The 14,525-nt window shown below is 71.7% G+C and carries 13 protein-coding genes; 11 read left to right on the forward strand and 2 right to left on the reverse strand.

What is annotated here, in order from left to right; genetic code table 11:
- Positions 1–22 precede the first annotated feature (22 nt).
- From ACO229_RS07930 to ACO229_RS07945, 4 genes are read left to right on the forward strand one after another with little or no spacing between them, the layout of a single operon-like run.
- Positions 23–1,507, forward strand: a complete 1,485-nt coding sequence (locus tag ACO229_RS07930) for a sulfatase-like hydrolase/transferase (protein ID WP_423464464.1) — start codon at positions 23–25, stop codon at positions 1,505–1,507.
- Positions 1,504–2,781 carry an extracellular solute-binding protein gene (locus tag ACO229_RS07935; RefSeq protein WP_397433391.1) on the forward strand — a complete coding sequence of 426 codons (1,278 nt, stop codon included), beginning with the start codon at positions 1,504–1,506 and terminating at the stop codon, positions 2,779–2,781. The genes ACO229_RS07930 and ACO229_RS07935 overlap by 4 nt, the downstream gene beginning before the upstream one ends.
- Positions 2,778–3,719, forward strand: a complete 942-nt coding sequence (locus tag ACO229_RS07940) for a carbohydrate ABC transporter permease (RefSeq protein ID WP_397433393.1) — start codon at positions 2,778–2,780, stop codon at positions 3,717–3,719. Before ACO229_RS07935 ends, ACO229_RS07940 begins: the two co-directional genes overlap by 4 nt.
- On the forward strand, positions 3,709–4,542 hold the full coding sequence (locus ACO229_RS07945) for a carbohydrate ABC transporter permease (RefSeq protein WP_423464465.1): 834 nt from the start codon (positions 3,709–3,711) through the stop codon (positions 4,540–4,542). Before ACO229_RS07940 ends, ACO229_RS07945 begins: the two co-directional genes overlap by 11 nt.
- An 88-nt stretch (positions 4,543–4,630) precedes the next feature.
- Here the strand turns inward: ACO229_RS07945 and ACO229_RS07950 are convergent, their stop codons facing one another.
- Entirely contained in the window at positions 4,631–7,537 is a 2,907-nt protein-coding gene (locus ACO229_RS07950) for a CBM35 domain-containing protein (protein ID WP_423464466.1), read from the reverse strand.
- A gap of 182 nt (positions 7,538–7,719) precedes the next feature.
- Here ACO229_RS07950 and ACO229_RS07955 point away from each other — a divergent pair, with 182 nt between their 5' ends.
- From ACO229_RS07955 to ACO229_RS07965, 3 genes are read left to right on the forward strand one after another with little or no spacing between them, the layout of a single operon-like run.
- A complete protein-coding gene (locus ACO229_RS07955) occupies positions 7,720–8,757 on the forward strand; it encodes a LacI family DNA-binding transcriptional regulator (protein WP_423464467.1) in 1,038 nt (345 codons plus the stop codon).
- Between the two features lie 31 nt (positions 8,758–8,788).
- Positions 8,789–9,181 (forward strand): ArsR/SmtB family transcription factor, encoded by a 393-nt coding sequence (locus ACO229_RS07960; protein ID WP_423464468.1) that lies wholly within the window; start codon positions 8,789–8,791, stop codon positions 9,179–9,181.
- Positions 9,178–9,669, forward strand: a complete 492-nt coding sequence (locus tag ACO229_RS07965) for an SRPBCC family protein (protein ID WP_397410060.1) — start codon at positions 9,178–9,180, stop codon at positions 9,667–9,669. The genes ACO229_RS07960 and ACO229_RS07965 overlap by 4 nt, the downstream gene beginning before the upstream one ends.
- Positions 9,670–9,673: 4 nt before the next feature.
- Here ACO229_RS07965 and ACO229_RS07970 read toward each other — a convergent pair whose 3' ends face one another.
- The gene (locus tag ACO229_RS07970) at positions 9,674–10,123 is read right to left on the reverse strand and encodes an SRPBCC family protein (RefSeq protein WP_397410058.1); all 450 of its coding nucleotides are present in this window, start codon (positions 10,121–10,123) and stop codon (positions 9,674–9,676) included.
- A 261-nt stretch (positions 10,124–10,384) separates the two neighbouring features.
- Between ACO229_RS07970 and ACO229_RS07975 the strand changes: the two genes are divergently transcribed.
- From ACO229_RS07975 to ACO229_RS07990, 4 genes are all read left to right on the forward strand, one after another.
- Complete coding sequence (locus ACO229_RS07975) at positions 10,385–10,714, forward strand: hypothetical protein (RefSeq protein WP_397433399.1); 330 nt, start codon at positions 10,385–10,387, stop codon at positions 10,712–10,714.
- A 172-nt stretch (positions 10,715–10,886) separates the two neighbouring features.
- Entirely contained in the window at positions 10,887–12,548 is a 1,662-nt protein-coding gene (locus tag ACO229_RS07980; protein WP_423464469.1) for an ABC transporter substrate-binding protein, read from the forward strand.
- Between the two features lies 1 nt (position 12,549).
- Entirely contained in the window at positions 12,550–13,611 is a 1,062-nt protein-coding gene (locus ACO229_RS07985) for an ABC transporter permease (protein ID WP_423464470.1), read from the forward strand.
- 5 nt (positions 13,612–13,616) lie between these two features.
- Positions 13,617–14,525: an ABC transporter permease gene (locus tag ACO229_RS07990; RefSeq protein WP_423464471.1), complete on the forward strand. Its 909-nt coding sequence runs from the start codon at positions 13,617–13,619 to the stop codon at positions 14,523–14,525.

Below are 14,525 nucleotides of genomic sequence, written 5' to 3' on the forward strand. Positions count from 1 at the left end.
CTCCACAGTGGAAGGAAGAACGATGAACGCGCCCGCAGCAGCGCCCCACATCGTGCTGATCATGACCGACCAGCACCGGGCCGACCTCTCGGCCCGTGCCGGGTTCCCCCTCGACACGACCCCGTTCCTGGACCACCTCGCGGAGCAGGGGACCGACTTCCAGTGCGGCTACACCAGCTCGCCGTTGTGCGTGCCCGCGCGGGAGAGCCTCCTGACGGGCCGGTTCCCGTCCGCCCACCGGGTGACCCAGAACAGCACCGCCGAGGCGGCGTCCTACGACCGTGACCTGCTCGACGTGCTGGGCGAGGCGGGATACCGGCGGGTGTTCGCCGGGAAGCCGCACATGCACCGCGGTCCGGACGACTTCGACGCCTACCGGGGGCCCTACTTCCACACCGACGGACCCGAGCGGAACCCGCAGCACGAGGCGTTCGACCGGTGGCTCGACGAGCTGGACCACGGCGTCGCCCACGAGCCCACCCCTTTCCCGCTCGAGGCCTCGCTCCCGTACCGCATCGTGTCCGACGCCATGGACGAGATCTCGGGCACCGACCCGTCCGTGCCCACGTTCCTGTGGGTCTCCTTCCCCGAGCCCCACAACCCCTACCAGGTGCCCGAGCCGTACTTCAGCATGTTCCCGGCCGAGCAGATCCCTGAGCGCCTGCACGGACCGGACGTCGCGCGTGCCAAGGGCGGGCACTGGGCCTGGCTCCAGGAGCTCACCGAGGAGAAGCGCCCCGGCTACGACGACGAGCGCGCCCGCTACCGCGCCAACTACTGCGGCCAGCTGCGCCTCCTGGACGACCAGGTGCGGCGGCTCATGGAGCACGTCTGGACCACGCTCGGCGACGACGTGCTGGTCATCATGGTGAGCGACCACGGCGACTACGTGGCCGAGTACGGCCTGCAGCGCAAGGGCGCCGGCATGCCGGAGGTGCTCATGCGCATCCCGTTCTTCTTCAGCGGCGGCCCGGTCGCCGCCCGCACCCGCGCCGAGCTGGTCTCGATCGTGGACATCCTGCCCACCGTCGCCGAGCTGGTCGGCTCCGCCGTCCCCGACGGCGCCACCGGCCGCAGCCTCGCACCCCTCCTGCTCGACCCCGGGCGCACGTCACCCGAGTTCGACGACCTCTACGCCGAACGCGGCTTCGGCGGTCTCACCTACCGCGCCGACGAACGCCCGCCCCTGCACTTCCCGTACGAGGGCCGCACGTTCGACGAGCTCAACACCGTGACCCAGAGCGGGCGCTCGCGGATGCTGCGGCGCGGCGACCTCAAGCTCATCGTGCACAGCGACGGCAGCGGCGAGCTGTACGACCTCGCCGCCGACCCGGCCGAGGTGCACGACCTGTTCCACGACCCCGCCCACGCCGCCGACCGCGCCGACCTGCTGTGGCGCCTGACGCAGTGGATGCTCCGCGCCCAGGACGAGCTGCCCGCCGGCGCGTACACGGCCAAGCGCGCGCCCCACAACTGGGCCTTCGACCCGGACGGAGCCACCGCATGACCCCCGACCTCACCCGCCGCCAGCTCCTGGGCGTGACCCTGGCCGGGCTCGCGGCGGCGTCCCTCGCGGCCTGCCGCCCCACCGGCTCGCCACCGGGCAGACCAGGCCTGAGCTGGTACGGGGGAGACCCCGTCCACGAGGCGATGCAGGAGCTCGTCCGCCTCTACGGCCGCAAGCACGCGGACGTGGACGTCGTGGCCCAGTTCTCGGCGTTCGACGACTACTGGGACCGCCTCGCGACGCAGACGGCCGGCCGCTCCGCGCCCGACGTGATGCGGATGTCGATGAGCTACCTCGCCGACTACGCCGACCGCGGCGCCCTGACCGACCTGTCGGCCTACCTCGGCTCGGCGATCCACATCGACGACATGGCCCCCGACATCGCCGACAGCGCCCGGATCGACGGCACCTACTACGGCATCAGCCAGAGCTCCATCGCCAACGCCGCCTTCGTCAACCGCGACCTGGTGGCGGCGCTCGGCGTGCCCGACGTCGACGAGACGTGGACCTGGGCCGACTTCGGCACCTGGGCCAAGGAGGTCGGCGCCGCGCGCGACGACGTCTACGGGTCCATGGACCAGGGCGGCAGCCTCCAGCTCTTCGAGTCGTACGTGCGCGAGCACGGCACCGAGATGTTCACGCCGGACGGCTCCGACCTCGCGTTCGACCAGGGCGTGCTCGAGGAGTGGTGGGCCTACTGGGACGACCTGCGGGCGAACCGGGGTGCGCCCCCGGCGGCCGTGTCGGCCGAGGTCGCGGGCTTCGACACCTGGCCGCTGGCCAAGGGCACCACGGCGGTGGGCTTCGGCTGGGTGCAGCAGGTCGCGTTCGTGCAGCCGTTCCTCGACGGCCCCCTCGACATCCTGACGCCGCCCACCGCCGGAACCGGCAGCTCGGGCCTGTTCGTCAAGTGCCTGGACTTCTGGTCCATCGCGTCCACGAGCTCGCAGCCCGACGAGGCGGCCCGGATCATCGACTTCCTCGTGAACGACGACGACGCGATCCGCACGCTCGGCATCGTGCTCGGCGTGCCGCCGTCGCAGCGCGCCATCGGCCTGCTGGACCTGGACGCCGGGTCCGCCGAGCAGCGCGCCGTCGACTACGTGGGCCGCATCGCGGGCTCCGTCCCGCCCGCGCCCCCGGCCTGGCCGCTGGGCTACAACGAGCTGCTCACGCTGTTCGTCAAGCTCGACCAGGACATCGGCTTCGGCGAGGCGACCGTCTCGGCCGCCGCCACCGAGTTCTTCGAGCAGGCCGCGCGGGTGCTGCGATGAGCGCGCTCGGCGAGCTGCGCACGCTGCGCAGGCAGGGCGGTTCGGAGGTGCTGAGCGAGGCCGCCCGCAAGGAGGAGCGTGCCGCCTACCTCTTCCTGGTGCCGTGGCTCGCGGGCCTCGTGCTCATCACGGCCGGTCCCATGGTGGCCTCGCTCTACGTCTCGCTCACGGACTACAACCTGCTCCAGCCGCCCGAGTTCCTCGGCCTGGACAACTACGTGCAGATGCTCGACGACGAACGCCTGCTCAACTCGCTGGGCGTCACCTTCGCCTACGTGTTCGTCTCCGTGCCGCTCCAGCTCGCCGCCGCCCTGGGCATCGCCGTGGTGCTCAACCGGGGGATGCGCGGCCTGGCCTTCTACCGGTCGGTGTACTACCTGCCCTCGCTGCTGGGCGGGTCCGTGGCCGTGGCCGTGCTGTGGCGGCGGCTGTTCGGCGCGGACGGCCTGGTCAACCAGGGGCTCGCGCTGCTCGGCGTGCACGACGCCCCCGCCTGGGTCGCCGACCCCGACACCGCGCTCGGCACGCTCGTGGTGCTGAACGTCTGGACGTTCGGCGCCCCCATGGTCATCTTCCTGGCCGGCCTGCGGCAGGTGCCCGTCTCGCTCTACGAGGCGGCGGCCGTGGACGGCGCCGGGCGCTGGGCGCGGTTCGCGCGGATCACGCTGCCGATGATCACGCCGATCATCTTCTTCAACGTGGTGCTGCAGATCATCCACGCCTTCCAGGCGTTCACGCAGGCCTTCATCGTGTCCGGCGGTACCGGCGGACCGTCCGACTCGACGATGTTCTTCACGCTGTACCTCTACCAGACCGGATTCGGCAACTTCCAGATGGGGTACGCGTCCGCCATGGCCTGGGTGCTGCTGGTGATCGTCGCCGCTTTCACCGCCATCAACTTCTGGGCCTCACGATTCTGGGTGTTCTATGACGACTGACACGCTCAAGACCGCGACCAAGCACCTCGTCGTCATCCTGATCGGGCTGGCGATGACCTACCCGCTGGCCTGGATGCTCGTCAGCGCCGTCCGCGACGAGCCGGACATCTTCACCTCGCCCGGCCTGTGGCCGGCGGGCGACGACCTCGCCAACTTCGTCGAGGGCTGGGACAGCGCCGGCCTGCCGTTCAGCCGGTACCTGGTCAACTCCAGCCTCATCGCGCTCGGCGCCATCGTCGGCAACCTCGTGTCGTGCTCCATGGCGGCCTATGCGTTCGCCCGGCTGCGGTTCCGCGGACGGCGGGTGTTCTTCGGCATCATGCTGGTGACCATCATGCTGCCCATCCACGTGGTGATCGTGCCGCAGTACGTGATCTTCTCCCAGCTCGGCTGGGTCAACACGTTCTGGCCGCTCATCGTGCCCAAGCTGCTCGCCACGGACGCGTTCTTCGTGTTCCTCATGGTCCAGTTCATCCGCGGCATCCCGCGCGAGCTCGACGAGGCCGCCCGGATCGACGGCGCCGGGTTCTTCCGGATCTACGCCCAGATCCTGCTGCCGCTCATGCGCCCGGCCCTGGTGACCACCACGATCTTCACGTTCATCTGGACCTGGAACGACTTCTTCACCCAGCTCATCTACCTCACCGACCCGGCCATGTTCAGCACGTCGGTCGCGCTGCGCTCGCTGGTCGACTCGACCAGCGCCAGCAGCTGGGGGCCGCTGTTCGCGATGTCTGTGGTCAGCCTGGTCCCGGTGTTCGTGGTGTTCCTCCTCGGCCAGCGGTACATCGTCCAGGGGATCGCCACGACCGGCGGCAAGTAGCCCGACGTCGTCCTGGCGAGCTGACCCCCGGACACACGGAACGGCCCGGGCCCGCAACGGGGCCCGGGCCGCCCCCGGGATCAAGGGATCAGAACCCCGAGTTCCCGCCCTGCCGGTCCAGCACGAACCCCATGTCGTTCAGCAGCCCCGCCGTCCCCGAGCCGGAGACGGTCGTGTTCGCGAACGACGCCTGCCCCGCGGCATGCAGCTCGATGCCGTAGGTGCCCGAGCCGGTGATGTTCACCCGGTCGAGGCTGACCTGCTGGATCGACTTCTGCCACGACATCAGCACGCCCGCGTACGTGCTGTCCTGGATGGTCATGTCCCGGATCACGATCGGCGCGTCGATGGCGTGCACGTCGGCGTAGACCCACAGCGCACCGAGCTCGGCCGGCCAGTTCGGCTCGCGGCTGCCGGTGCGGGTCAGCGTGTTGCGCGCCACCGTCGTCGTGCCCGTGAACGGCACGCCGAACCGCGTGCTGACCGCGATGCCCGCCGCCGCGTTGACGGTGTCGGCCACCAGGTTGTCCTCGACCCGGTTGCCGCCCCCGCCGCCGTACACGGCCAGCCCGTTCGCCAGCGCCGGGGCCTGCACGGTGTTGAAGGAGAACACGCTGCCGCTGACGGCGGCGCCGTCCGACCACATGGCCAGCGAGTCGTCGCCCGTGTTGCGGAACGTCGACTGGGTCACCTGCGCGTTGGTCACGCCCGAACGCAGGTTCACGCCGTCGGCGTACGTGTCGCGCACGCGCAGCCCGACCGCGAGCACGTCGCGCGAGCCCGGCCGCACCCACAGCCCCACCTTGGTGTGCTGCACCCAGATGTTCTGCAGCAGGGACTCGCTCGTGAAGTCGCCCTCGATCGCGGCCTGCCCGTCGGCGTCCTCGCGGACCGTGGCCGAGCCGAAGACCGCGACGTCCGCGATGGTGACGCCGCCGCCGGTCGCGTAGAAGCCGCCCGCCCTGCCGGTACCCACGATCACGGAGTGCCACGGGCCCGCACCCAGCACCGACACCCCCGCGACGCGGATCGCGTCGTTGACGTGGAAGGTGCCCGCGGGGATCCAGACCGGTACGCCCGCCGCCTTCGCGGCGGCCACCGCCGCCGTGATGGCCGCCGTGTCGTCGCCCCCGCCCGACGTCGCCCCGTGCGCCGTGATCGAGACCGCGCCCGCGGGCGCGGTGAGCGCTGCCGCGACCCGCTCCGCCTCGACCAGGTCGACGTCGATGTGCGCCACGGCGCCCGAGTCCTTCCGCAGCGACAGCACCGTCCCGGCCGCCTGCTCCGGGATCTCGAACCGCAGCTCGTCGTAGAACCGGTGGGCGGCGCCGAGGGACGGGTCGTTGTGGAACGGGTACTCGCCGTACTGCCAGGCGTGCGCCGACGTCAGCGTCACGTCCTTCAGCTTGGTCCCGTTCGCGTACACCGCCAGGGGGGACGTCTGCCCGGTCCCGGCCGCGTCGTCCGGGATCGAGTACCGCACCACCACCCCGCTCGCCGGGGCGGTGAGGGTCAGGTCCACCTTCTCGCCGACGGCGTCCAGGCGCACCGCGCTGCGCCCGCTCGACTCGGCCTGCACCGTGCCGTAGGTGCGCGACGGCGCCAGCTTGGTCCCGGTCGTCGTGCCCGCCTCGGCCTCGTACTGCGTGTACGACGTCGACGCGCCGCGTGCCGCGAGGTCCGTCTCACCCGAGACGGCGATGCTGTCCAGCAGCACGTCGGCGCCGGCGCTCGCCGCCCGCACGCCCACGGTGTTCACACCCGCCCGGAGCGGCACGCTCGCCGACACGGTGCGCCACCCACTGCCGGCGGCGAAGCTCACCTGGCCCATGACCCGGCCGTTGACCAGCAGGTCGAGGGTGCGCCCGCCCACGGGCGTGCTGAACCGGAACGTGGCGGTCGCGGTGCCCGCCGAACCGGCCTGGACCGTGCGCAGCACGCGCGCCCCCGCCGTCGTGAAGCCGCCGACGTAGCCCGCGCCCGTGAAGCCGCCGGTGGCGCTCGCGACCGCCGCGTTCCCGGAGCGGTACGCGTCCTCGGCCTCGCCCGGGCCGGCGGGCTGCGGCGGCACGTTCGCCGAGATGTCGAGCTTGTCGATGTTCGCGTTGCCGTTGTCGCCCGAGGCGTACGTCAGCCGCAGGTCGTGGTTGCCCGCGGTCAGCGTCGCGGTGTGCGTCACGGTGCCCCACGTGTCCCAGCTCGCGGTCGCGGGCAGGGAAAGCTGCGTCAGGCGCGTGCCGCCGTCGTACAGCGAGAGGGTCCGGGCCGAGCCGGTGCCGTTCGCGTACCGGACCGTGAGGTCCTTGGCTCCCGCCGCGGTGACCTGCACCTTGAACGTGACCGACGCCGAGCCGGCGTTGCCGTCCGTGAACCCGCCCACGAACCCGCTGCCGGAGAACCCGGTGTGGTCCGTGGCGGTCACGGCGCCGCCCGCGAGGGTCGCGGCCTCCGCCTCGAACGTGGGTCCGGGACCGTAGTCCGCGCCGCTGCTTCCGCCCGAGTCGCTGACGTCGAGGGCGTCGAGGTTCACGTTGCCGGAGTCGCCTGAGCCGAACCGGTACGCGATCGAGTGGCTGCCCGCGGACAGCGTGACGACCGTGCTCTGCGTGGCCCAGGTGGTCCAGCCGGCGGTCGCGGGCAAGGCCACCTGCTGCGCGGCGCCGTCCACCAGGAGCGTGAGGGTCTTGGCCGAGCCGGTGCCGTTGGCGTACCGGAGGGCCAGCGTGTGCGGGCCCGACGCCGCCGCGGTCACGGCGAACGTGCTGGTCGCGGTGCCCTTGTTCCCGTCGGTGTAGCCGCCGACGAAGCCGGTGCCGGTGTAGCCGGCGTGCTCCGTGGCGACGACGGCGCCGCCCGACAGGGCGGCCTGCTCGGCCTGGTACCGCGTGGTCGCGGCGCCCGCCGGGGCCGCGCCCGCCACGAGGGTGGTGCCGGCGAGCGCGAGGGCCGCCAGCAGGGCCAGGCGTCTGCGCCATGTCGTCAGGGTGGGTGTCATGCTGTCGCTCCGTCTCGTCGCGGGCGCCGCGGTGCGCCCGTCGTGCGGGGAGGCCGCGGCGTCGTCGCCGGGACCGGAAGGTTTAGCGGTAAACTTTGCGGTGCGACGGTACGGCGCCTCCTGCCGCGCGGTCAAGGGCGTCCCTAGGATGTCGGCAGGGACCATCGACGAGAGAGGGCCGCGTGACCGTCAAGCTCAGCGACATCGCGGACGAGGCCGGCGTCAGCGTGATGACCGTCTCGAACGTGATGAACGGCAAGCGCGCCCGCGTCTCACCCGCCACGATCGAGAGGGTCCTCGGCATCGCCGCCCGGCTCGGTTACGTGCCGAACATCCCGGCGCGCAGCCTCGCGGCGAGCAGGTCGCACATCGTGGCCGCGCTGGTGCCGGTGGGGGAGAACAACAGCCTGCTGGTCAGCCCGCACACCGTCGCCGTCGTGGGCGGCATGGAGGCCCACCTGCGGCACCACGGCTACCACGTGCTGCTGCGCGGGATCGAGCACGAGGACCAGGTGGCGCAGACCGTGCGCGGCTGGTCGCTCGACGGCGTGGTACTGGTCGAGTTCCCGGACGAGCAGGTCGACAGGCTGCGCGTCGACACCGTGCCGCTGGTCGCCATCGACAGCTACTCGGCCAACCCCCGCGTCGTCGGCGTGCGCAGCGACGACCACCGGGGCGGGCGCCTCGCCGGGGCACGCCTGGCCGACGCCGGGCACCGGCGGGTCCTCTTCGCCGGGCCGCCCTACCAGGGCATGGGCGTGGTGGGCCGGCGTTGGGCGGGCTTCCGCGAGGCGTGCCTGGAGGGGGGTCTCGAACCGGGCGGCGTCCGGGCCGTCGAGGTGCTCACCTCGTTCGAGGACGGACGGCGCCTCGGCGTGCGTCTGCGCCGGGACCACCCCGGGGTGACGGCGGTGTTCGCGACGGCCGACCACCTCGCCGTCGGCATCATGGCGGGCATCGCGGAGGCGGGCGGGTCGGTGCCCGGCGACGTGTCGGTGATCGGGTTCGACGGCCTCGACTTCGGCGCGTACACCACGCCGGGGCTGACCACGATCGCGCAGGACATGCCCGCGAAGGTGGCGGAGGCGTCGCGCATCGTGCTGGAGGAGATCGAGCGCGGGGCCGGGCGGTCGCAGGGCGTGGCCGGGCCCGGTGCCGCGCCGGTCTCGCTCGGTGTGCGGCTGGTGGAGCGTGGCTCGGTGGCACCGCCCGGATCCTGACGAATGGTAACCGGTCGGTTACCATTAGGGGGTGGACGTCTTCTCAGCGCTCGCCGACCCGATCCGCCGTGACCTGCTGCTGCGGCTGGCCGCGGGTCCGGCGCGCGTGGTGGACCTCGCGGCCGGGCACGCGGTGTCGCGCCCGGCGATCAGCAAGCACCTGCGCGTGCTGAGCGATGCGGGGCTGGTGCGAGGCACCGACGACGGCCGGGAGCGGCGCTACACGCTCGACCCCGGCCCGCTGGCGGAGGTGCGTGACCTGCTGGGCGCGCTCGCCGCGCGGCGGGCACCCGTCTCGGCCGGCCACCTCGACGGGCTGGACACCGAGGTGCGCCGGGCGGCGCGCGACCGCCGCTGGGGAACGTCTGCAGCCGGCACGGCCCCCACACCAGGTACCACGACCACGAAGGAGCGGATCGCATGAACCTGACCGGAGAGCTGGAGGACGACGGGCGCACGCTGGTGCTGGTGCGCCGGTTCCGGGCGCCGATCGAGGACGTCTGGGGGAGCGTCACCGACCCGGACCGCCTGGCCCGCTGGTTCGGCACCTGGACGGGCGACCCGTCGACCGGCCGGGTGCTGGTGACGATGACCGCCGAGGCCGAGCCGGCGGACCCGACGGAGTTCCAGGTCCACGCCTGCGAGGCGCCGCACCTGCTGGCGGTGAGCGCCGTCGACGAGTACGGGCACTGGCGCCTGCGCGCCGAGCTGGCGGAGGTGGAGGGCGGCACCACGCTGACCCTGCGCCAGATGGAGCTCGACCCGAAGACCCTGTCGGAGACCGGACCCGGCTGGGAGTGGTACCTGAACCGCCTGGTCGCCGCCGTCGAGGGTGGCGAGCTGCCGGACCTCGGCGACTTCGACGCCGACTACGTGCCCCTCAGCGCGCGGTACGCGGCGCTGGCGGGCTGACCTTTCACCAGTGGGTGTTGCCCGTCCCGTCGTCGCGGTGGGCGAGCGTGGCCAGGGCGTCCTTCCAGTGCCCCTCGGCGGCGGACGCGTGGTGTGCCGTGTCGATGTTGTCCTGGACCACGGTGACGCGCGTGCCGCCGTCGTCCGCCACGAGCTCGATGCGGATCTCGTGGTAGTTCTCGGGCACGTCGTCGAGCCCGCTCAGCGGCGCGAAGTGCGTGAAGTGCAGCAGGCGCGGGCGGTCGACGGCGATGACGGTGCCCTTGTCGGCGAAGACCCGGCCGAAGAAGTGTCCCTCGAAGGTGATGGGGCTGCCGGGCCGGTAGTCGGTCTCGACGTTGGCGCCCAGCATCCACCGTGCCCCGGGATGGGTGAGCTCGGCCCAGACCCGCTCGGGCGGCTCCGCGATGTGGGTGGTCGCGGTGGCGGTGTGACGCGGGGTCTCGGTGGTCATCGGTGTCCTCCGTGGCGCGGTCCGGATGGGGCTGGGCTCGTGTGCCGTATCCCTATGGTGCCTGGGAATCGGCGGGGCGCATGGCGGCGGGCCGGCTGCGGCGGCGTCGTGCGCGGCGGGCCGGCGCCGCCGTGCGAAAACCGGTGCGCGCACGGATGCCGTGTGCGTAGGGTGGCGGGCATGGTGCGAGCATCCGGCGGGTCATGGAGCGGGTACCGACCCCGCCCACTCAGGCGGGAGTTGTCCTGAGACGAGGTACCCATGGCGTTCCGACGCTTCTACCGCCGCACCTTCCTGAATCTGCGCGGCCACCACGCCGGCGCGTACGCGCTGGCTGACATCACCGTCGAGCCCGGTTTCGACCCGGACGAGCGCGGAAGGCGCGTCAGCGCGCGCCTCTCCGTCGCCGACTGCGGTCGCGTCGTCACGATCGACCTCGACGCCGACACCCCGGCCGAGGCACGGAACGCGCTGCACAAGGCGCGGCTGCTGCGCGACGTCGCAGGCCAGGTGGCCGAGGCGCTGGAGCGGGCGATCCACGAGGCCGAGCTCGACGTGCGGGCGGCCCGGCGGGGGCGGGCCGGGTCGTAGGCACCGGACGCTCACGCAGCACGGGCGGACATACCGAGACCCATTGACACCCCACCCCGCACGCCCCTAATGTCCTCGCTCATACGTAGGAGCAACCCTCCGCATCGCCGCGAACCGATGCTCATACGTATGAGCAGACTGACCTACCTCGACGAAGCGGAAGGGATCTGGCATGGGACACGCACGATCGTTCGGACGGCGCGTTTCAGCGCTGGCCGTCGCCGTCGTCCTGCTCACCTCGGCCTGTGCGGGCGGCTCGACGTCCGGCGAGGAGACCGCGGGCGGACGCGACGACACGATGGTCTACGGCAAGACGGACGGCGGCACCACGTTCGTCCACAACTACAACGTGGTGGGCCCCGCGGTCGACAAGGCGCCCAACATGGAGCTGGTCTACGAGCCGCTCATGCGCGTCGACTACAGCAACGGCGCCGTGGTCGAACCCTGGCTCGCGGAGAGCTGGGAGTTCGACGACGCCGGCACCACGCTCACGGTCCACCTGCGCGACGGCGTCACCTTCTCGGACGGCGAGCCGTTCACCGCGGACGACGCCGTCTTCTCGCTGAACCTGCCGATCGAGCAGCCGGAGTTCTCGATCGCGGGCGTCACCTACGAGAAGGCCGAGAAGGTGGACGACCTCACGTTCACCGTCACGTTCGCCGAGCCGTCGTTCGCCACCGTGAAGCAGTTCGCCAACATCCTGCTGCCGATGGTGCCCGAGCACATCTGGCGCGACCAGGACCTCAACACCTGGACCAACCCGGAGCCGGTCGGCACCGGACCGTTCACCCTGGCGGAGTTCAAGCCCCAGCAGGTCACGCTCACCGCCCGGGACGACTACTGGGGCGGCGCGCTGCCCATGTCCACGTACAAGATCATCCCCACCAGCCAGGACGCCGCCAAGGCGCAGCTCCTGCGCGGGGACATCGACATCGCGCAGGGCTCGTGGGCAGGCGGCGAGCAGGAGTTCACGGCCCAGGACCCGGAGCACCACCTGTACCAGCTCTACCCGAACGGCGGCGCCATGTCGGCCATGTTCAACGCCGGCCGGCCCCCGTTCGACGACGTCCACGTGCGCCGCGCGCTGGCCATGACCATGGACCGCACCGCCATCACGACCACGCTGCAGCGCCCCGGGACCGAGGCGGGGCCCACCGGCCTGAACGCCACGGTCTACGCCGACTGGGTGGACCCGGAGCTCACGGAGCCGTGGCCGGTCGACGCCGACGCGGCCCGGGCCGAGCTCGCCGCCGGCGGCTGGACCGTCGAGGACGGCGCCCTGGTCAAGGACGGCGAGAGCTACCGGCCCAGCATCCTGTTCAACAACGACTGGGCGTGGGGCAGCTACGCCGACATCCTCATCAACGGCTGGCGCGACGCCCTGGGCCTCGAGGTGAAGCCCGCCGGGCAGCCCACCGCGGGGTACTACGACGCGATGAACCTCGGCAGCTTCGACATCACGGCCGCCTCCACGGGCGGGGCCGGTGTGTACGGCGTCTACAACTTCCTGGACAGCGACTTCGTGGTGCCGGAGGGGGAGTCGGCCACGCTCAACCAGGGCCGCTGGTCCGACGACGAGGCCGACGAGATCATCGACGCGATGGAGAGCACGGACGACGAGGCCGAGCTCAAGGAGCTGGGCCTGCGGATGCAGCGGCTCGTCGTGGACCAGGTGCCGTTCAGCCCGCTGTACGACAACTTCTACTTCGTGCAGATCAACGCCTCCCGCTGGCAGGGCTGGCCCACACCGGACGACTTCGACCACATCCCGATGGTGGGGCTCGGTCCGGACCTCATCCTCACGCTGCTCGACCTCGAGCCGGCGGAGGACTGACATGACGACGACGGAGGCGCCCACGTCGGCGCCACCCACACCGACGGCCGCGGTGCGGGCCGTGCGCCGCTGGGGGTTCCTGCTGCGCCGGCTGGGATTTTACGCCGCGGCGGCGGCCGCTGCGATCGTGCTCAACTTCCTGCTGCCGCGGCTCATGCCGGGCGACCCGTCGTCCGCCATCGTGGAGGAGCTGCAGCGCGTCAGCGGACAGCAGGTGCCGCCCGAGACCCTGGAGAGCATCCGGGCGATCTTCGGTGACCCGGACCAGAACCTCGGCGAGCAGTTCGCCGGGTACCTGGGCCAGCTCGCGCGGTTCGACCTGGGCGTCTCCGTCGTCAACTTCCCCGTGCCGGTGAGCGAGCTCGTGCTCCAGGCACTCCCGTGGACACTCCTGCTGGTCGGCACCACCACCGTGCTGGCGTTCGTGCTCGGCACCGGTCTCGGCGTCGTCGCCGGGTGGAAGGCCGGTAGCCGGCTCGACTCGATCCTCACGCCGCTGACGGCGTTCCTGTCGTCCGTGCCGTACTTCTGGGTCGCGCTGCTGGCGCTGTGGGTGTTCGGGTTCGTGCTGGGCTGGTTCCCGCTGTCCGGCGGCTACGACGCGAACCTCGCCGAGGGCTTCAACCTGCCCTTCCTCGCCTCGGTGCTGCACTACGGGGCACTGCCCGCCGCCACGATCGTGTTCTCCGCGTTCGGCGGCTGGCTGCTCGGCATGCGGAACATGACCGTCACCACCGTGCGCGAGGACTACGTGCTGCTCGCCCAGGCCAAGGGCCTCTCGCGCGGCCGGGTGATCCTGCGGTACGCCGCGCGCAACGCCATGCTGCCGAGCTTCACCGGGTTCGCGATGGCGCTCGGCGGTGTGATCGGGGGCGCACTGCTCACCGAGACGGTGTTCAGCTACCCCGGCATCGGCTACCTGCTGTTCGAGTCCCTCACCAAGCGCGACTACCCGATGATGCAGGGGGTCTTCCTGATCGTGACGCTCGCGACGCTCCTCGCCAACCTTCTGGCCGACTCCCTGTACGTGGTGCTCGACCCGCGCATCCGGGAAGCGGGGTGAGCGCGATGAGAACGGGACTCCTGAGGGGCTGGAAGGTCCGCGTCGGCCTGGCCGTCATCGGCTTCTTCGTGCTGCTCGCGATCTTCGGACCCTGGCTGACGGCGAGCATCCCCGGCCTCGACCCGCGCGCCAACGACCTCACCGCCATCGGGCAGCCGCCCAGCGCCGAGCACTGGCTCGGCACCACCCAGTTCGGCCAGGACGTGCTGGCCCAGACCATCGAGGGCGCCCGAGGCTCCCTGTTCGTCGGATTCCTCTCGGCCGTGATCGGCACGGCGCTCGCGATCCTCGTCGGCCTGCCCGCCGGGTACTTCGGCGGCCGCACCGACGCCTGGCTCAACTTCCTGTCCAACCTGTTCATCGTCATGCCCGTACTGCCGCTGATCCTCATCGTCGCCGGCTACATGCAGGGCACGGGGCTGTGGGTGATCGCGCTGATCATCGGCTTATTCGGCTGGTCGGGCGGCGCCCGCACCATCCGCGCGCAGGCCATGAGCGTGAGCAACCGCGACTTCGTGCTCGCCATGCGCACCCTCGGCGAGCCGCACCACCGGCTCCTGTTCCACGAGGTGCTGCCGCACCTGACCGGCTGGATCGCCGCGATGTTCCTCTCGGGCGTCATCGGCGGCGTCATGGCCGAGGCGGGACTTGCCTTCCTCGGGATCTCCGACTCCGGCGCGATCAGCTGGGGCACCATGATCCAGGCCGCCCAGCAGCAGAGCGCCGTGCTGCGCGGCATGTGGTGGTGGTTCGTGCCGCCGGGGCTGTGCATCGCGCTGGTCGCGACGGCCGCGACGCTGGTGAACTTCGGCGTCGACGAGCTGGCCAACCCCAAGCTGCGCACGGTGCGGCGCTCCGTGGTCCGCCGTGCCCGCGACCGCGCCACCGAGACCACCGTAGGGAGCGATGCCTGA

The sequence above is a fragment of the Promicromonospora sp. MS192 genome (assembly GCF_049532985.1).
Classification (GTDB): Bacteria; Actinomycetota; Actinomycetes; order Actinomycetales; family Cellulomonadaceae; genus Promicromonospora.

Coding starts and splice junctions, on each gene's coding strand:
- ACO229_RS07930 (WP_423464464.1), top strand. CDS start 23: ATGAACGCGCCCGCAGCAGCGCCCCACATCGTGCTGATCATGACCGAC.
- ACO229_RS07935 (WP_397433391.1), top strand. CDS start 1,504: ATGACCCCCGACCTCACCCGCCGCCAGCTCCTGGGCGTGACCCTGGCC.
- ACO229_RS07940 (WP_397433393.1), top strand. CDS start 2,778: ATGAGCGCGCTCGGCGAGCTGCGCACGCTGCGCAGGCAGGGCGGTTCG.
- ACO229_RS07945 (WP_423464465.1), top strand. CDS start 3,709: ATGACGACTGACACGCTCAAGACCGCGACCAAGCACCTCGTCGTCATC.
- ACO229_RS07950 (WP_423464466.1), bottom strand. CDS start 7,537: ATGACACCCACCCTGACGACATGGCGCAGACGCCTGGCCCTGCTGGCG.
- ACO229_RS07965 (WP_397410060.1), top strand. CDS start 9,178: ATGAACCTGACCGGAGAGCTGGAGGACGACGGGCGCACGCTGGTGCTG.
- ACO229_RS07970 (WP_397410058.1), bottom strand. CDS start 10,123: ATGACCACCGAGACCCCGCGTCACACCGCCACCGCGACCACCCACATC.
- ACO229_RS07975 (WP_397433399.1), top strand. CDS start 10,385: ATGGCGTTCCGACGCTTCTACCGCCGCACCTTCCTGAATCTGCGCGGC.
- ACO229_RS07980 (WP_423464469.1), top strand. CDS start 10,887: ATGGGACACGCACGATCGTTCGGACGGCGCGTTTCAGCGCTGGCCGTC.
- ACO229_RS07985 (WP_423464470.1), top strand. CDS start 12,550: ATGACGACGACGGAGGCGCCCACGTCGGCGCCACCCACACCGACGGCC.
- ACO229_RS07990 (WP_423464471.1), top strand. CDS start 13,617: ATGAGAACGGGACTCCTGAGGGGCTGGAAGGTCCGCGTCGGCCTGGCC.